The organism is Mesorhizobium sp. M0227, from assembly GCF_040321855.1.
Classification (GTDB): domain Bacteria; phylum Pseudomonadota; class Alphaproteobacteria; order Rhizobiales; family Rhizobiaceae; genus Mesorhizobium.
In genome coordinates this window covers 373,405-389,209 of record NZ_JAMYSJ010000002.1, presented here as the reverse complement: position 1 = coordinate 389,209, position 15,805 = coordinate 373,405, and the positions used below count along the sequence as shown (strand labels likewise).

18 protein-coding genes are annotated in these 15,805 nt (G+C 64.4%); 11 read left to right on the top strand and 7 right to left on the bottom strand.

The genetic code is table 11. From position 1 onward, the window contains the following. Positions 1 to 151: 151 nt before the first annotated feature. Positions 152 to 1,072: a DUF1003 domain-containing protein gene (locus NKJ00_RS05485; protein WP_352629050.1), complete on the bottom strand. Its 921-nt coding sequence runs from the start codon at positions 1,070 to 1,072 to the stop codon at positions 152 to 154. A gap of 633 nt (positions 1,073 to 1,705) precedes the next feature. Further along, a complete protein-coding gene (locus tag NKJ00_RS05480; RefSeq protein ID WP_352629048.1) occupies positions 1,706 to 2,590 on the bottom strand; it encodes a D-alanyl-D-alanine carboxypeptidase family protein in 885 nt (294 codons plus the stop codon). 218 nt (positions 2,591 to 2,808) lie between these two features. Between NKJ00_RS05480 and NKJ00_RS05475 the strand changes: the two genes are divergently transcribed. The 4 genes from NKJ00_RS05475 to NKJ00_RS05460 all read left to right on the top strand — a co-directional run bounded on the left by NKJ00_RS05475 (position 2,809) and on the right by NKJ00_RS05460 (position 7,233). Then, on the top strand, positions 2,809 to 4,623 hold the full coding sequence (locus NKJ00_RS05475) for a methyl-accepting chemotaxis protein (RefSeq protein WP_352629046.1): 1,815 nt from the start codon (positions 2,809 to 2,811) through the stop codon (positions 4,621 to 4,623). Positions 4,624 to 4,968: 345 nt separating this feature from the next. Next, the gene (locus tag NKJ00_RS05470) at positions 4,969 to 6,069 is read left to right on the top strand and encodes a hypothetical protein (protein ID WP_352610987.1); all 1,101 of its coding nucleotides are present in this window, start codon (positions 4,969 to 4,971) and stop codon (positions 6,067 to 6,069) included. Positions 6,070 to 6,179: 110 nt separating this feature from the next. Continuing rightward, positions 6,180 to 6,800, top strand: coding sequence for a nucleoside triphosphate hydrolase (locus NKJ00_RS05465; RefSeq protein WP_352610986.1), 621 nt, complete (start codon positions 6,180 to 6,182; stop codon positions 6,798 to 6,800). Positions 6,801 to 6,885: 85 nt separating this feature from the next. Further along, positions 6,886 to 7,233, top strand: coding sequence for a hypothetical protein (locus NKJ00_RS05460; RefSeq protein ID WP_352553299.1), 348 nt, complete (start codon positions 6,886 to 6,888; stop codon positions 7,231 to 7,233). Between the two features lie 23 nt (positions 7,234 to 7,256). Here the strand turns inward: NKJ00_RS05460 and NKJ00_RS05455 are convergent, their stop codons facing one another. The 3 genes from NKJ00_RS05455 to NKJ00_RS05445 all read right to left on the bottom strand — a co-directional run bounded on the left by NKJ00_RS05455 (position 7,257) and on the right by NKJ00_RS05445 (position 9,595). After that, positions 7,257 to 7,961, bottom strand: a complete 705-nt coding sequence (locus NKJ00_RS05455; protein ID WP_352553086.1) for a glutathione S-transferase family protein — start codon at positions 7,959 to 7,961, stop codon at positions 7,257 to 7,259. A gap of 165 nt (positions 7,962 to 8,126) precedes the next feature. Further along, a complete protein-coding gene (locus NKJ00_RS05450; RefSeq protein ID WP_128304230.1) occupies positions 8,127 to 9,335 on the bottom strand; it encodes a beta-ketoacyl-[acyl-carrier-protein] synthase family protein in 1,209 nt (402 codons plus the stop codon). Positions 9,336 to 9,340: 5 nt separating this feature from the next. Next, positions 9,341 to 9,595: an acyl carrier protein gene (locus NKJ00_RS05445; protein WP_013528393.1), complete on the bottom strand. Its 255-nt coding sequence runs from the start codon at positions 9,593 to 9,595 to the stop codon at positions 9,341 to 9,343. Between the two features lie 216 nt (positions 9,596 to 9,811). Between NKJ00_RS05445 and NKJ00_RS05440 the strand changes: the two genes are divergently transcribed. The 5 genes from NKJ00_RS05440 to NKJ00_RS05420 are packed head-to-tail and all read left to right on the top strand — an operon-like array spanning position 9,812 to position 12,175. Then, positions 9,812 to 10,645, top strand: coding sequence for an urease accessory protein UreD (locus NKJ00_RS05440; RefSeq protein ID WP_502897880.1), 834 nt, complete (start codon positions 9,812 to 9,814; stop codon positions 10,643 to 10,645). 28 nt (positions 10,646 to 10,673) lie between these two features. Further along, on the top strand, positions 10,674 to 10,976 hold the full coding sequence (locus NKJ00_RS05435) for an urease subunit gamma (RefSeq protein WP_015314510.1): 303 nt from the start codon (positions 10,674 to 10,676) through the stop codon (positions 10,974 to 10,976). Between the two features lie 10 nt (positions 10,977 to 10,986). Continuing rightward, positions 10,987 to 11,241, top strand: a complete 255-nt coding sequence (locus NKJ00_RS05430; RefSeq protein WP_027161066.1) for a DUF1272 domain-containing protein — start codon at positions 10,987 to 10,989, stop codon at positions 11,239 to 11,241. A gap of 32 nt (positions 11,242 to 11,273) precedes the next feature. After that, positions 11,274 to 11,861 carry a HupE/UreJ family protein gene (locus NKJ00_RS05425; protein WP_128304229.1) on the top strand — a complete coding sequence of 196 codons (588 nt, stop codon included), beginning with the start codon at positions 11,274 to 11,276 and terminating at the stop codon, positions 11,859 to 11,861. Positions 11,862 to 11,869: 8 nt separating this feature from the next. After that, positions 11,870 to 12,175: an urease subunit beta gene (locus NKJ00_RS05420; protein ID WP_352440554.1), complete on the top strand. Its 306-nt coding sequence runs from the start codon at positions 11,870 to 11,872 to the stop codon at positions 12,173 to 12,175. 20 nt (positions 12,176 to 12,195) lie between these two features. Here NKJ00_RS05420 and NKJ00_RS05415 read toward each other — a convergent pair whose 3' ends face one another. Together NKJ00_RS05415 and NKJ00_RS05410 are read right to left on the bottom strand one after the other, a co-directional pair. Beyond that, positions 12,196 to 12,684, bottom strand: coding sequence for a hypothetical protein (locus tag NKJ00_RS05415; RefSeq protein ID WP_352610984.1), 489 nt, complete (start codon positions 12,682 to 12,684; stop codon positions 12,196 to 12,198). Positions 12,685 to 12,813: 129 nt separating this feature from the next. Continuing rightward, positions 12,814 to 13,197, bottom strand: coding sequence for a hypothetical protein (locus tag NKJ00_RS05410; protein WP_127289442.1), 384 nt, complete (start codon positions 13,195 to 13,197; stop codon positions 12,814 to 12,816). Between the two features lie 182 nt (positions 13,198 to 13,379). On the opposite strand from NKJ00_RS05410, the gene ureC reads away from it, so the two are divergent. Both ureC and NKJ00_RS05400 read left to right on the top strand, forming a co-directional pair. Then, complete coding sequence (ureC, locus tag NKJ00_RS05405) at positions 13,380 to 15,092, top strand: urease subunit alpha (protein ID WP_502896737.1); 1,713 nt, start codon at positions 13,380 to 13,382, stop codon at positions 15,090 to 15,092. A gap of 92 nt (positions 15,093 to 15,184) precedes the next feature. Next, positions 15,185 to 15,778, top strand: a complete 594-nt coding sequence (locus NKJ00_RS05400) for a hypothetical protein (protein ID WP_023810694.1) — start codon at positions 15,185 to 15,187, stop codon at positions 15,776 to 15,778. The last annotated feature ends 27 nt before the right edge of the window (positions 15,779 to 15,805 follow it).

Below are 15,805 nucleotides of genomic sequence, written 5' to 3'. Positions count from 1 at the left end.
TCAACGGGCAATTGGAGATTGGCGCAGCGACTTGGCTCGGTGCGCCCTGGCTACGGCCTATGAGGGTCCCGCTTCGCCCTTCGCAGGCTCAGGGCGTTCGTCATTCGGAAAGCCAAGCAATTGGCTTTCCGTCCGCTGCGCGGACCACTCCTCACCCCGCCTCACTCTTCACCGCCCGCCGCCCTCTTACCGCCCGTTTCGGCTTCTTCGCACCCGCCAGTTCGTGCATCGCATCCAGCTGCATCTGCTGCATTTCGGCCAGGCGGGTCCATTGGCGCGAGATGAGGTAGTCGAGCTTTTCGTGCAGATGGCGCACTTCCAGCTCGGCCTTGAGGTTGACGCGGTAGTCGTTGAAGGAGCGCAGGCGGTCCTTGGACTCCTGCCGCCGCTGGCTCATCATGATGATCGGCGCCTGGATGGCGGCGATGCAGGAGAGCAGCAGGTTGAGCAGGATGAAGGGGTAGGGGTCGAAGGCGGCGCTCATGCCGGCGATCAGGTTGATGCCGATCCAGACCAGCAGCACGCTGCCGAACGAGATCAGGAACCACCAGCTGCCGCCGAAGGAAGCCATGTTGTCGGAGACGCGGTCCGCGAACGTCCGGTGCTCCTCGAATTCCTCTTCCGAGTTTTCGGAAATGGTGTCTTGTCTCGCAATCGATTCGACCACCTGGCGGTCGAGCTCGGAGAATTCGCCGTGCTCCTGCTGGAGAAGCTCCTCCATGTAGCGCATGCGGTAGCGGCCGAGCTCGGCGCGGCTGATGCGGGCGCCGGCCGGCAGGTCGGGATGGTCCGACCGGATGCGGTCGGCGAGGCTCGGGCGCAGCGTGTCGATGCGCACCAGATCGCGCTTGCGGAATTTGCGGCCCGATATGGCCGACGGCTTTTTCTTCGGTTTGCCGCGTTGGGCGCCTGGGCCTGCGGGTTCGGAGTCCGGCACTTCGGGCGTCTCGAAGTGCTCGTCCGACACCGGATCGGCCTCAAGCTCACCGATGATCGGCGCCTCGAAATATTCGCCGCCACTGTCGTTCTGATTGTCGGCCGGTTGCTCGGGCGTTTTGGGGACGGTGCTCATGGTGGGCTCCTGATGCTGGGCGACGATAGACAGAGGTGGCGGCGCATAGCCAGCGCCGGGCACGGATTTCGCAGGCCGGACAAGTGGTTTTGATCGGAGAAGGCGATGCGGCTGCTGGCGGCTCGCCCTTCAGGGCGGGTGGAGACGTTTCGAAATTAGCCGAAGCCTCAACTACGTCATCCACGGGCGGAGCAGGAAGAACTTGCCCGATGTTTGCGCCAATCACCCCCTCTGTCCTGCCGGACATCTCCCCCGCAAGGAGGGAGATTGGCTGTCATCCCGGCTTTCGCCAATTTCCACCGTCACATGAGTGAGCGTAGCGCCGAAGCCGCTGATCTCCCCCCTTGCGGGGGTTGAGGAGCGGTCCGCGCAGCGGGCGGAAAGCCAATTGCTTGGCTTTCCGAGCGACGAACATCCGGCAGGACAGAGGGGGTGCTGTCCCGCCAACGTGCACAAGGTTCTGCACGGCGGCGGGCAACAAAAAACCCGCCTTGCGGGCGGGTCACGTTTCCAGTGGGTCAATTGGCGCGACTCAGCACCATACCCAAAATAGTAGCGTAGCTGCCCTCATCGAGTCAAGAAAAAATTCCTATACGCCACCGGGCGCCCCGGCGCGAATCGCGCCGCGGCCTACTACTGCTCGGCGAACATCAGCCTGGTCTTGGCGCCGTCCATGGTCGGCGACAGGCTCCGCTGGATCAGCGCTTCGACATGGTCGTTGCGCTGGCGGGCTGAGTCGGCGCCCATCACCACGACGATCAGATTGCGGCCGTCGGCATTGTAGGAGGTGACGATGTTGAAGCCCGAGGCCCTGATGTAGCCGGTCTTGATGCCGTCGACGCCGCGCACGCGGCCGAGCATGTCGTTGTGGCCGCGCACCAGCCGGCCGCGGAACATGAAGTCGCTTTCGGAGAAATAGTGGAACTGCTGGGGAAAGCGCTGACGCAGCGCCATGCCGAGCACCGCCATGTCGCGCGCGGTCGTCATCTGGCTGTCGTCGGGCAGGCCCGACGCATTGCGGAAGGTGGTGCTGGTCATGCCGAGCTGGCGCGCCCTGGATGTCATCGTGGCGGCGAACTGGACCTCCGAGCCGCCGAGATATTCGCCGACCGCCACGGCCACGTCGTTGGCGGATTTGACGACGATGGCGCGGATCGCCGAATCGACGTCGATACTCTCGCCGCGCCGGAAGCGCAGCTTGGTTGGCGGCTGCGAGGCGGCGTTGTCCGACACCGGGATCTGCGTCTGCTTGCTGACGCGGCCGGACTCCAGCGCCTCGAACAAAAGATACAGCGTCATCATCTTGGTCAGCGAGGCCGGGTAGCGCTGCGCCGTCGAGCTGACCTCGAACAGCTGCTTGCCGGTCCTGGCGTCGACGACGATGGCCGCATATTTCTGCGCTGGCGCCGGCACGGCCAGCACGCTGTCGGGCGGCGTCGTGGTCGAGCAGCCGGCCAGCAGCACCAGCAGGGCCAGTGCCGCAAAAACTCTCGGGATGAGCGGAAGGGTATTGGACAAGGGCTGGACTGTTCTGGGGTCGGCTGTTGCGGAGATGAGACGAAGCTAACGTAACGCAAGTGATGCGTCCATTTGGTTAATGTCTGACAGTCCCCGGATTGTCGAGCCTCGCAAGCTTGCCGGCCGCCCCGAAAACGCCGGTTTTCCCGTGTCTTTCCTTGCCAGGGCCGCGTTTCCCGTGGGAAGGGGCGTGGTATCTCAGGGCTTGGGGGCTTGGCATGACGAATATCGGGGCCGGGGGCGCTGCGCCCTCGCTTATCAGGGCATCGCTCAGCCGCACCGGCAAATGGGCCGGCAGCGTCGCCTTTATCGGGGGTGCGGTATCCGACATCCTCAATCCGCTGGCGCCGTTCGCCGCCTATATCGCGCTGATCGCCGCGGTGGCCGCAATTATCATCGCCATTGCCATCGTGCTCAGGCTGGTGCTGGCGGCCAGAGCACTGCCGGCCTTGATCTTCGCCACAACAGCGGCGGCCGTCGCTGGCGGCGTCTACGGCCTGCAGCAGCAGACCAACGCCCAGAACGGGGTGATCGCAAGCCTGGTGCCGGCCATTGCCGGGCTGCAGCAGTCGATAGGAATCGTGTCCGAAAAAGTGGCCAAGATCGAGCAGACCGTCACGCAGACGCAGAAGACGGTCGAACAGGTCAAGCAGTCGACCGCCACGGTGGCCAAGAAGACCGATGAGATCGCTAACGCCCAGCAGCAGCAGACGCAGCAGACGGCGGAAGTGCAAAAGACCACCGAAGAGGTGAAGAAGCAGACCGAGACGCTGGCCGCCGGCCAGGCGCAGCAGCAGGCCCAGACCGAGAAGCTGCAGGCGACGACGCAGCAAATCGCGGCCTCGATCGACACCATTGCCAAGGGCTTTGCCGCCTTGGCCGTACAAGGCGGGGCGATCGCCGAGCCGAAGCGGCCGGACGAGTTCTACCACAATGCCCGCGTATACGAGCTTTCCGGCGACATGCTCAATGCACGGCGCTCCTACCTCGCCTTTGCCGGTTTCGACGTCGACGCCATCGACCCCTACACGCGCTTTGCCACGCTGCTTCGGGTGCAGGACGGCAAGGCCGGCGCCCGCGAAGTGTTCGGCGCGCTTGCCGACAAGGGCAAGGCGCTGTCGATCAAGCTGGTGCATGTCCAGCAGTTCGACGACGCCCAGCGCGTCGACAAGCTCAACGCCTTCATATCAGCCAATCCAGATTTCGCGCCGGCCTATTTCCTGTTGGCGCAGGAGTTTTCCGAAGACCGGCTCGGCGCCCAGACGCTGGCCGACAAGCGCAACGAGGCCAAGGCGCTGACCAAGTTCACGTCCTACGAGAAGGATGGCGGGCTGCTCACATATTTCGTCGACCAGACGCAGCTGGCCGACTGGCTGGACCGCAGCCGCAGCCGGCTGGCAGCGCTTGCCGACGTGCTCGATCCCGCCCGCTTCGTGCCTTCGCTGACGCCGATGCGCTCCAACCAGGGCTGGTCGATGACCATCTCGCTGCCGGAGCCGGCGACCGCCATCTCGTGGCGCATGGGCGACAGCGGTCCGTTCACCGACACCGGTTTCCTGGCCATGAACGACCAGACCACCGGCAAGCCGATGGCCAATCCGAGCTTCGAGATGCCCGACAGCACCGTGGCCGGCATCATCGCGATCAAATATCTCGACATCAGGGGCCGCGAGACCGGCCCGTTCGACATCCGCTTCGACCCGGAGGCGGCACTCCAGCAGGGCAACAAGCAGATCCTCGACCAGTTCTGGACCTCGTGGATCGCCTTCGATGCCAGCGGCAATCACGGGCTGGTCTATTTCACCCAGATGCTGTCCTACCGCTGCGCCATCAAACAGGTGCACTACAGCCTGAACGGCGCGGCGCTCGACAAGGAGATCAAGATGCCGCGTTGCGACAAGAAGGACCCTTACGCCATCCCCTACGACTACCAGCCCTATTTCAAGGTCGCCGACAGCGTGAAATCGATGTCGGTGCAGGTCACCTACACCGACGGCACCAAGTCACCGGTGCGGGAATACAAGCGGCAGTAGCTGCGCTCACCCTCCCCCTTGTGGGGAGGGCTATCGCACGTGGAATTCTTGAGATGTCTGCCCGGCACGGACCCCCACCCCTAACCCCTCCCCACAAGGGGGAGGGAGACTTCCGTTGGCGCCGACCCAGGCTAGTCGCCTGTCTTTTCGGCGCCAAAGAAAGAACAATTCAGGCACGCGACAGCGTTCCCTCCCCCTTGTGGGGAGGGTTAGGGTGGGGGTCCTCTTCGAAAGAATCCATATGCGATGTGGGAGGGTGAGAACTGATGCAAAATGCCTGTCGCGGTGCTTGCGCAAGTGCCGCCGAACAGGCCAGTTTGCGCCTGCAGAATCGGTGAGAGCGCGATGACCATCCAGACCATCAAGGCCCGAGGAATTTCGGTTTCGCTCGACCTCACGGTCGGCCACATCGCCGACATGGTCGTCGAGGGTGGTGGGCGGCAGCTGAAGCCGCTGCACCGCGCGCCCTGGGTCGATGCGAATGAGACGCTGCCGGACAATTTGCCGGAAGGTACGGTTCGGCTGTCCGGCGATTTTCTCTGCGCGCCGTTTTCGCGCAGCGATGTCGAGGAAGCGCCGCTGCATGGCTGGCCGGCCAACAGCGCCTGGGACATCGCCGAAAGTGCCGCGACGGATGATGGCTGGCGCGCGGTCTACCGCCTGCGGCACAAGGTGATGGGTGCCAGCGTCGACAAGATCCTGACGCTGCGCGACGGCCATCCCTTCCTCTACCAGGAGCATGCGTTTTCCGGCGGCCATGGTGCCATCTCGGTCGCGCATCACCCGATGACGGCGATGACGGGCGGCGGCAGGCTGGCCTTTTCGCCGAAGCGGTTTGCGGCGACGCTGGACGACCCGCTGGAGCCGGATCCCGCGCGCGGCCGCTTCCTGCTGGCCTATCCGGCACGATCCGCCGATCTCAGCCAATTCCCCGCCGCCGGCGGCGGTACGCTCGACCTGACGGAATACCGCATGGACGACCGCCGCGAGGATTTCCTCACGCTGGTCGAGGCGGATCATGGCGGGCCGGGCTGGACCGCGCTTGCACGAGAGGCCGAAGACGATCTGGTGCTGGTGCTGAAGAACCCGGCCGAACTGCCGATCACCATGCTGTGGCTCAGTAATGGCGGGCGCGACTACGCGCCCTGGAGCGGTCGCCACCTGGGCGTGCTCGGCATCGAGGATGGCCGCGCCGCCGTCGGCCATGCCGCCTCGATCGGCGACAACTGGCTGAAGCGCGAAGGGGTCGCGACCGCCTTTGCACTGGGCGAAGGCCAAAGCGTGTCCTTTCGCCATGTCATCGGCGCCATTCCGCTGGCCGGCGGCGAGCCGCCACAGGCGATCACGACGGCGGATGGCCGCATACGACTGGTGACGGGTGGCGCGACGCGGGAGGTTCCCTTCGACAGCGATTTCCTGCGCATTGGCCAGCCTGCGCCCGCTTGATGGGATTGCGCGGCCGCAGGGTTTGAAATTTCCGTGAACTGCCGCCAAGATGTGGCCGAAATCATCATGCGGAACATGGTGGATTTGAAGCTCCTGCCAGAGAGGCTCTCATGTCCGAAATCGCCCATCTCGCCGCCACCATCTTCAAGCGTGCCGGCAAGGCAAACCGCTTCATCGTGGCCATTGCCGGGCCACCAGGCTCCGGCAAGTCGACGCTGTCGGCGCGGCTGCATGAACTGCTGCCCGAAGGTGCTTCGGAAGTCGTGCCGATGGATGGCTTCCACTATGACGACGCCGTGCTCGAGCGGCGCGGCTTGCGCACCCTAAAGGGTGCGCCGGAAACCTTTGACTTTGCCGGTTTCGAAACCTTGCTGAAGCGTATCCGGGCCGGCGAAGCCGATATCGCCATCCCGGTCTTCGACCGCAGCATGGAGCTGTCGCGCGCCGCCGCCTCGATCGTCGCCACGGAAACCAAGTTCATCCTGGTCGAGGGCAATTACCTGCTGCTCGACGAAGAGCCGTGGTCGCGGCTGGCGCCGCTGTTCGATTTCTCGATCTTCGTCGACGTGCCGCGCAACGAACTCGAGCGCCGCCTGATGGAGCGCTGGCACGGACATGGCCGCTCCGACGAAGATGCGCGCGCCTGGATCGCGTCCAACGACCTGCCCAACATCGAACGCGTGCTCGCGCGGCGCCGGGCTGCCGATCTGGTGATCGGCCTTTCCGCTTGATTCGACGGATTGCGCAAGGGGAACCTTAAGACTTTCAGGCCGTTATCCCGACACGGCAATTATGCCAAAAGAGGGATTCGGTCCAATGGCAATCAAGGCAAGAAAGCCCGCGCCCGCCAAGGGCAAGGCGACCCAATCCAAGGCCGGCGCCGGCCCGGCGATGACAGCCCGTTCGAAGGACGCCAAGCCGGCCTTCGGCAAGGCAGCGCCGAAGAAAGTGGTGCCGACCGCAGCGAAAGCCGCGCCGAAAGCCGCAAAGCCGAAGAAGCCCGCAAGCTCCAGCGACTCCGTGAGCGGCAGCGCGATGCGCACGGCCAAGGCGACGGCCAACGTCGCTGCCGGCGCGGTCATGGTCGCCGCCCGAGGTGCTGCGTCGCTCGCTGCTTCCGTCATGGGCAAAGGCGGTTCGAAAGCCAAAGCGAAGGCAAAATAGCCGCGCTTCGGAGGCTGGTTCGGCTATCCCTTGGCGGGGATGGTCAGGCCTTTCTGCACCGCCGGCCGCGCCAGGCCGCGCTCCAGCCATGGCGAGACATTGACGAAATCGTCAAAGCCGACGAGTTCGCGGGCTTCGTAGAAGCCGATCAGGTTGCGCACCCAGCCGAGCAGCGAGATGTCGGCGATGGTGTAGTCATTGCCCATGATCCACTTGCGCCCCTTCAGCCGGCCGTCGAGCACGCCGAGCAGTCGCTTTGACTCGTCACGATAGCGCTCCAGAGGGCGTTTGTCGGCGATCTCGCGACCGGCGAATTTGTGGAAGAAGCCGACCTGGCCGAACATCGGCCCGACCGAGGCCATCTGGAAGAACACCCACTGGATGGTCTCGTAGCGGCGCGCAGCATCGATGGGCATGAGCAGGCCGGTCTTTTCAGCGAGGTAGAGCAGGATGGCGCCGGATTCGAACAGGCCGATCGGCTTGCCGTCCGGACCGTTCGGATCGATGATCGCCGGTATCTTGCCGTTGGGGTTGAGCGACAGGAATTCCGGTGTCCAGCTTTCGTTCTGGCCGATGTTGACCCAATGCGGCTCGTAAGGCAGGCCGAGTTCCTCCAGGGCGATCGAAATCTTCACGCCGTTCGGCGTTGTCGCCGAATAGAGCTGGAGCTGATCCGGACGCTTGGCCGGCCAACGCGTTGCGATCGGAAAGGCGGACAGGTCGGCCATGGAAACTCCTGAATGAGGATTCGCGCCGAGCGGCGCGGTTTTGGCGGGTCGGCCAAGGATTAGACGCGGCGCACGGCACGATCAATGGCGTGCAAGGGTTTCGTTGCGCGCGAACAGTCAACGGAACGGCCTGCTTGGGGCAGATCGCGCGCCCGGCCTTTGCGTTCAGACGGCCTTGAAGGCCAGCACGGCATTGGTGCCGCCGAACGCGAAGCCGTTGCTGATCGCGGCGCGCACCTTGCGCTCGCGCGGCACATTCGGCGTGACGTCGAGGTCGCAATCGGGATCGGCCTCACGAAAATTGGCCGTCGGCGGCACGATGCCTTCGCGGATCGCCATCACGCAGGCGATCATCTCCAGCGCACCCGATGCGCCCAGGCAATGGGCGTGCATCGACTTGGTCGACGACACCGAAAGCTTGTAGGCATGGTCGCCGAAGACGCGCTTGATCGCTGCCGTCTCGATCTGGTCGTTGGCCTTGGTGCCGGTGCCATGGGCATTGAGGTAGTCGACATCCTCGGGATTGAAGCCGGCATCGGCCAGGCAGGCGCGCATGGCCGCCGTCGGCCCTTCGACGGTCGGAGCGACAATGTCGGAGGCGTCGGCGGAGAGGCCGGCGCCGGCGACCTCGGCAAGGATGGTGGCGCCGCGCGCCATGGCATGCTCATACGTCTCCAGGACCGCCATGCCGGCGCCCTCGCCGAGCGACAGTCCCTGGCGGTCGGCCGAGAATGGCCGGCAGGTGTCGGGCGCCAGCACGCGCAATGCTTCCCAGCCCTTCAGGATGCCCCAGACCAGCGGCGCATCGGTGCCGCCGGCGACCATCACGTCGGCGCGGCCAAGCCTGATCTGGTCGACGGCCGAGGCGATGGCGTGGTTGGATGAGGAGCAGGCCGAGGTGACACCGAAGACCGGGCCGCGCAGGCCCAGACTCATGCTGACGTGGCCGGAGGCCGCGCTTGGCATAACCTTTGGCACGGTGAAGATACCGGCGCGGTTCTTGCCCTCGACCAGGATGGCACGATAGCTCTCTTCGATCGCCTCCCAGCCGCAGACGCCGACGCCGACGACGGTGCCCATCCGATAGGTGGTGGCTTCATTCGAAGTCAGGCCGGCCTGCTGCATGGCTTCCCTGGCTGCGATCGTCGCCAGCAGGCTGAAGCGGTCCATCGACACGGTCTGCTTGCGGTCGATGCCGTGATCGGGAAGCGCCTTGATTTCGCAGCCGACCTTGACCTTCAAATCATGCAGTTGGGGACTTGTGATCTGGCCGATGGCCGAGCGGCCGGCGCGCATCTCGTTCCAGATCGCGGGCGCGCTGGTGCCGAGCCCGCAAATGCCGCCCATGCCGGTGATGACAACGCGCTGCCGCATTCAGTTCAGGCTTTTTTCGCGATCAGCGCGCGCACAGCTTCGACCATGTCGCCGACATTCTTCAGATTGCTCCAGGCGTCGACCGTGTTCATCTCGATCTCGATGCCATACTCTTCCTCAAGATCGAAGATAATCTCCGTCAGCTCGAGCGAATGGATGCCAAGCGAGGTCAATTCGGTGGTGGTGGTGATTTCTTCGCCGCCCGGCTCGGCATGAGCCTTGATCTTCGCGATGATATCCGTTGCCAGCTGGTCGGCCATTCGGTTCCTTCCCCACTATCTCGACGTTTCCCGACGCCAACTGAGCAGCGCCCCTTTTTCTCCTGGTATCAAGCCGCCGTCGTCGTTTAATACCCCCGCCAAGCGCAGCATGACCGTACCAAGGTGGTTCCCTCTATAGAAACCGAAACGTTGTCAAGCAACAAGCTATATCGAACTCCATATCGACAAAGCCGCCGGAGTGCTTAACGTGCAGGCATGGATATGGGCGAACATGGCGGGATTTCGACGCAGCGCGTTGCGGGCGTCGCGCGGCTTTCCTGCGCGCTCCGTGAGGGCCGCACGCGCCTGCGGCGCCTCTATCAGGACGGCGCCGCCAAGATAAGAATGCCGGCCGTCTCGGCCGATCCGCTCGAAGCGGTGCTGATCAACACCGCCGGCGGGATGACCGGCGGCGACCGTATCGCCTGGGACGTGGATGTCGGCGCGGCCGCTTCGGCATCGATCACCACGCAGGCCTGCGAGAAGATCTACCGGGCGGCATCCGACCGTGCCGAAGTGCGGGTCAATTTGTCGGTCGGGGAAAACGGCCGCATCGCCTGGCTGCCGCAGGAAACCATCGTCTTCGACCGGGCGGCCTTTGCCCGCACGCTCGACGTCGAGCTTGCCGTCGGCGCCGAGGCGCTGGTGCTGGAAGCCGCCGTCTTCGGTCGCCTGGCTATGGGCGAGCGCGCCACGCAGGGCAACTTCCATGACCGCTGGCGCGTGCGCCAGGATGGCGCCCTCATTCATGCCGAGGATTTCCGCATCGGACCCGATATCGCCGCCAGGCTCGACCGCCCGGCCGTTGCCGGCGGCGCGATCGCGGTGGCGACGCTGCTTCTGGTGTCGCCGCGCGCCGAGGCCCTGCTCGACCAGGTTCTGGAGATCGTCGGCGACCAAGGCAGCGCCAGCGCCTGGTGCGTGAAGAAATCTGGCAAGCTTCTTGCGAGGCTCTACGCCGGGGACGGCTACCGGCTGCGCCAGCGGCTGGTTCCACTCGTCGAATTGCTCAACGGAAGGGCGGGGCTGCCCAAATTATGGTCACTATAGGCCTGTCTCTACCAATCCAGGGAAACGCATGAACCTGACGCCGAGGGAAAAGGACAAGCTGCTGATCGCCATGGCGGCGATCGTGGCGCGCAAGCGGCTCGAACGCGGCGTCAAGCTCAACCATCCGGAAGCGATCGCGCTGATCACCGACTTCGTCGTCGAAGGCGCCCGCGACGGCCGTCCGGTCGCCGAACTGATGGAAGCCGGCGCTCATGTCGTCAGCCGCGCGCAAGTCATGGAAGGCATCGCCGAGATGATCCATGACGTGCAGGTCGAGGCGACTTTTCCCGACGGCACCAAGCTGGTGACCGTGCACGAACCGATCCGTTGAGGAGGACAGGATGCTGGAGCTGCGTCCCAACTGCGAATGCTGCGACAAGGACCTGCCGCCCGAGGCGACGGATGCGCTGATCTGCACCTTCGAGTGCACCTTTTGCGCCGGATGCGTGGAACAGGTGTTGGGCGGCATCTGCCCCAATTGCGGCGGCGGTTTTTCGGCGCGGCCGATCCGCCCGGCAGCGATGCTGAAGAAATACCCGGCGTCGAGTAAACGCGTTCTCAAGGCCGAAGGCTGCGGCCCCCGCAAGGCGGCGTAAACACCAGACCGAGCAAAACGAAAGGCAATAGAATGATCCCTGCCAAACGCCTCTCCCTGTCGGCGATCCTGCTGCTGGCCGCTGCCATGCCGGCCTATGCCCATGTCGGCATCGGCACGGCCTCCTCCTTCACGGCCGGCTTCATGCACCCGCTTTCCGGGCTCGATCACATGACGGTGATGATCGCGGTCGGACTGTGGGCAGCGATCAAGGGCGGCAAGGCGGTTCTTGCCTGGCCGGCGGCCTTTGTCGGTGTCATGCTGGTCGGCGGCGCGCTGGGCATTTTGCATATGCCGCTGCCCTTCGTCGAACCCGGCATACTGGCCTCAATCGTGGCGCTCGGGCTGCTGGTGGCGCTGGCGGTCGATCTGCCGGTCTCGGCCGGCGTCGCCATCATCGGCCTGTTCGCGCTGTTCCACGGCCACGCGCATGGCACCGAGGTGCCGGAGAATGCCGGCGGGCTTGAATACATGGCCGGCTTTGCCATCGCCACGCTGTTGCTGCATGCCACCGGCATCGCCGCCGGTCTCGGTCTCGGCATCCGGTTCCGCGGCTTGGCCCGTACTGCCGGTGCCGCCTGCGCGGCGATCGGCATCGGCCTCGCCTTCGGCATCGTGTGAGGGTGACCATGATCCCCGGTGAGATCATCACGGTGGACGGCGACATCGAGCTCAACAAGGGCCTGCCGACCGTCACCCTGAAAGTCGCCAACAGCGGCGACCGGCCGATCCAGGTCGGCAGCCACTACCATTTCTTCGAGACCAATGAGGGGCTGAAATTCGACCGCGAGCGTGCCAGGGGCATGCGTCTCGACATTGCCGCGGGCACGGCCATGCGTTTCGAGCCGGGCCAGGAGCGCGACGTCACGCTGGTGCCGCTCGGCGGCAAGCGCGAGGTCTACGGATTTCAGCAGAAGGTGATGGGCAAGCTGTGAGATCTCCCGGCGCGCTCAGCTCAGTTCGATGGCTTGGCCGCGGCGTAGATGACGATCTTTCCGGGATTGTCGAATTCGACGGCGAGGACATCCTGCGCCTGCACGCGCCGCGATTCGATGGCGTTGAACAGCAGCGCGTTGGCCTCGATCTCCTTGCGCAGCTCCGTGATGTCGTCTTGATGCTGCTTGACCTTGCTTTCGATCTCCGGCGGCGGGCCGCCTTCGCTGCGCGCGGCGTCGGTGAGGAACACGATGTCGACCTTGTCGAGCTTGGACGTCTTGCGCACCGTACCGATGTTTTCACGCGTGCGGTCGATCGCCGTGTTGACGCTGCGGGCTTCGGCGGTGGCCTTGGCCTCTTCCTGCTTGACCTGCGAGCCGACGATGCGGTTGACGGTCTCCGTGCTTTCCAGCCCTTGCGCTTTCAATCCGGCAACAGACCCTGCCGCCGCCAAGAACGCCGTGGCGGCGACTGCCTGCATTCTGGTCAAGAAAGAAGTGATCGCCATCGCTCGCTCCTGAGAGAAGTCGTTTCGGGGCGCGGGTTAGCGCGAAAAGAACAAAACGAATCCCGCCCGGCGAAGGTTCCTTTCCCGATGCGGCCGGCAGGCCGGATGCCGGCCCGCCGTGCCGTCTCGTCAGCTCGCCTTCTTGGTGATCAGGGTCAGTGCGCCATTGGGTTCCATGCTGGCGGCGACGACTTGCGCCGAACTGAGCCCCTTGGCTTCCAGCGCCGACTTCACCTTGGGCGTGGCGTCGATCGAGCTGCGCAGTTTCTTCAGGCCGTCATCGCCACGCTGGGCGATCACCTGGTTGACCTGCGTCTGGGTGTCCTTCGGCAACTCGGTGATGTCGACGATGTTGACGCTCTGGATCGTCGGCACCGCCGGCTGAGCCTGGGGCGTGGCTGGAGCAGGCGTTGCCGGCGCCGGAGCGGGCTGTGGCGCGGGTTGCTGCTGGGCACTGGCGGCGCCCGCCAGCATCAGGCTGGCAGCGGCGGCAAGAATTATTGTTTTGCGCATGGATTTTCCTTTCCATCGATTGGCAAACGGCCGGTCTGGGGTGACCCCCTAACCTCAACCGCCAAATGGGATCAGAAGGTGTCGCCCAGCGGGTCATTGCGTGACCATAGGATGGCAGCAGTGTGCAGCGGCGCTTCAATCCCACCGCATTTCGGCAAACCGCATTTCAGGAGCAATCGCTGATGGCCAGAATTACCCGCGCCGCCTATGCGCAGATGTATGGCCCGACGGTCGGCGACAGAGTGCGCCTTGCCGACACCGAACTGTTCATCGAGGTCGAGAAGGATCTCACCATCCATGGCGAAGAGGTGAAATTCGGCGGCGGCAAGGTGATCCGCGACGGCATGGGCCAGAGCCAGGTTTCCAGGGCGCAAGGCGCCGTCGATACCGTCATCACCAACGCGCTGGTGATCGATGCTAGCGCAGGCATCTTCAAGGCCGACGTCGGCCTCAGGGACGGGCGCATCACGGCCATCGGCAAGGCCGGCAATCCGGACACGCAGGATGGCGTCACCATCATCATTGGTCCCGGCACCGAGATCATCGCCGGCGAGGGCAAGATCCTGACCGCGGGCGGCTTCGATGCGCATATCCACTTCATCTGCCCGCAGCAGATCGAAGAGGCGCTGATGTCAGGCATCACCACTATGCTCGGCGGCGGCACCGGTCCGGCGCACGGCACGCTGGCCACCACCTGTACGCCGGGGCCATGGCACATGGCCCGCATGATCCAGTCCTTCGATGCCTTCCCGATGAACATCGGCCTGTCGGGCAAGGGCAATGCCTCGCTGCCCGCAGCCCTCGAGGAAATGGTGCTGGGCGGCGCCTGCTCGCTGAAGCTGCACGAGGACTGGGGCACGACGCCGGCGGCGATAGACTGCTGCCTGTCGGTCGCCGACGACTATGACGTGCAGGTGATGATCCACACCGACACGCTGAACGAATCCGGCTTTGTCGAGAACACCGTCGCGGCTATCAAGGGCCGCACCATCCACGCCTTCCACACCGAGGGCGCCGGCGGCGGCCACGCGCCCGACATCATCAAGGTCTGCGGCCTGCCCAACGTCATCCCGTCCTCGACCAACCCGACGCGGCCCTACACGGTCAACACGCTGGCCGAGCATCTCGACATGCTGATGGTCTGCCATCATTTGTCGCCGTCGATCCCCGAAGACATCGCCTTTGCCGAAAGCCGCATCCGCAAGGAAACCATCGCGGCGGAAGACATTTTGCACGACATCGGTGCCTTCTCGATCATCTCATCGGACAGCCAAGCCATGGGCCGCGTCGGCGAAGTGGCGATCCGTACCTGGCAGACCGCCGACAAGATGAAGCGCCAGCGCGGCTCGCTGCCGCAGGAGACCGGCAACAACGACAATTTCCGCGTCCGCCGCTACATCGCCAAATACACGATCAACCCGGCCATCGCGCATGGACTGTCGAAAGACATCGGCTCGATCGCGGCGGGCAAACGCGCCGACCTGGTGCTGTGGAACCCGGCCTTCTTCGGCGTCAAGCCGGACATGGTGCTGATCGGCGGCATGATCGCCGCCGCCCCGATGGGCGACCCCAACGCCTCGATCCCGACGCCGCAGCCGATGCACTACCGGCCCATGTTCGGCGCCTATGGCAAGGCAAGGACCAACTCGTCGGTGACCTTTGTTTCGAAAGCCGCGCTCGAATCAGGCCTGCACGGCAGGCTTGGCGTCGACAAGCAGTTCGTCGCCGTTGAAAACACCCGCGGCGGCATCGGCAAGCATTCGATGGTGCTCAACGACGCCACGCCGCATGTCGAAGTCGACCCGGAAACCTACGAGGTCCGTGCCGACGGTGAATTGCTCACCTGCGAACCGGCGACGGTGCTGCCGATGGCGCAGAGGTATTTTCTGTTTTGAAGCGGCGATTCGACCGGGCGAGCCTTATCCGTTGCAGCCCTTGGTGGGAGGCAGCAATATGCGGCCGACCACCAGTTGCATTGTGATCGAGCATGGCCACCGAAATCGCTTCCGCCCACGACATCTTCCCGCATATCCGCATCGTCATGGGCATGGTGATCGGGCTTGGCGTCGCCCGCCTGCTGTCGGGGGTGGCGCGGATCGTCCAGCATCCCGGCCAATACAAGCTCTATCCCGTGCATCTGGCCTGGGTCGTCTCGGTGCTCCTGATGCTGGTGCATTTCTGGTGGTGGGAGTTCGGCCTCTACGCCATCGAAACCTGGACCTTCGGCAAGTATCTGTTCATCATCTTCTACGCGATCACGCTGTTCCTGCTGTGCGCGCTTTTGTTTCCCGATTCGATGCTGGACTACACCAGCTACGAGGATTTCTTCTATTCGCGCCGGGCGTGGTTCTTCGGCCTGCTGGCGGCGACCTATATGCTCGACGTGGTCGACACGCTGCTGAAGGGGCCGGAGCATTTCGCCCGCTTCGGCAGCGAGTACCTGTTCCGCACGCCGGTCTTCGTCGCGCTTTGCATCATTGCGATCCTGGTGCGCGACCGCCGCTTCCATATCGCCTTCGTGACGGCGGCGCTCATCTATCAGATATCGTTCATCCTGCGGCTCTTCGACACCATCGTCTGAACGAACGCGATGGTCTAGCTTGTTGGG

What these genes read in the sequence shown, in the direction of transcription:
- NKJ00_RS05410 (WP_127289442.1), bottom strand. Translation starts at nt 13,197, where the DNA reads ATGCGCAAAACAATAATTCTTGCCGCCGCTGCCAGCCTGATGCTGGCG.
- NKJ00_RS05470 (WP_352610987.1), top strand. Translation starts at nt 4,969, where the DNA reads ATGACCATCCAGACCATCAAGGCCCGAGGAATTTCGGTTTCGCTCGAC.
- NKJ00_RS05420 (WP_352440554.1), top strand. Translation starts at nt 11,870, where the DNA reads ATGATCCCCGGTGAGATCATCACGGTGGACGGCGACATCGAGCTCAAC.
- NKJ00_RS05475 (WP_352629046.1), top strand. Translation starts at nt 2,809, where the DNA reads ATGACGAATATCGGGGCCGGGGGCGCTGCGCCCTCGCTTATCAGGGCA.
- NKJ00_RS05415 (WP_352610984.1), bottom strand. Translation starts at nt 12,684, where the DNA reads ATGGCGATCACTTCTTTCTTGACCAGAATGCAGGCAGTCGCCGCCACG.
- NKJ00_RS05465 (WP_352610986.1), top strand. Translation starts at nt 6,180, where the DNA reads ATGTCCGAAATCGCCCATCTCGCCGCCACCATCTTCAAGCGTGCCGGC.
- NKJ00_RS05485 (WP_352629050.1), bottom strand. Translation starts at nt 1,072, where the DNA reads ATGAGCACCGTCCCCAAAACGCCCGAGCAACCGGCCGACAATCAGAAC.
- NKJ00_RS05435 (WP_015314510.1), top strand. Translation starts at nt 10,674, where the DNA reads ATGAACCTGACGCCGAGGGAAAAGGACAAGCTGCTGATCGCCATGGCG.
- ureC (WP_502896737.1), top strand. Translation starts at nt 13,380, where the DNA reads ATGGCCAGAATTACCCGCGCCGCCTATGCGCAGATGTATGGCCCGACG.
- NKJ00_RS05455 (WP_352553086.1), bottom strand. Translation starts at nt 7,961, where the DNA reads ATGGCCGACCTGTCCGCCTTTCCGATCGCAACGCGTTGGCCGGCCAAG.
- NKJ00_RS05440 (WP_502897880.1), top strand. Translation starts at nt 9,812, where the DNA reads ATGGATATGGGCGAACATGGCGGGATTTCGACGCAGCGCGTTGCGGGC.
- NKJ00_RS05460 (WP_352553299.1), top strand. Translation starts at nt 6,886, where the DNA reads ATGGCAATCAAGGCAAGAAAGCCCGCGCCCGCCAAGGGCAAGGCGACC.
- NKJ00_RS05425 (WP_128304229.1), top strand. Translation starts at nt 11,274, where the DNA reads ATGATCCCTGCCAAACGCCTCTCCCTGTCGGCGATCCTGCTGCTGGCC.
- NKJ00_RS05430 (WP_027161066.1), top strand. Translation starts at nt 10,987, where the DNA reads ATGCTGGAGCTGCGTCCCAACTGCGAATGCTGCGACAAGGACCTGCCG.
- NKJ00_RS05450 (WP_128304230.1), bottom strand. Translation starts at nt 9,335, where the DNA reads ATGCGGCAGCGCGTTGTCATCACCGGCATGGGCGGCATTTGCGGGCTC.
- NKJ00_RS05445 (WP_013528393.1), bottom strand. Translation starts at nt 9,595, where the DNA reads ATGGCCGACCAGCTGGCAACGGATATCATCGCGAAGATCAAGGCTCAT.
- NKJ00_RS05400 (WP_023810694.1), top strand. Translation starts at nt 15,185, where the DNA reads ATGGCCACCGAAATCGCTTCCGCCCACGACATCTTCCCGCATATCCGC.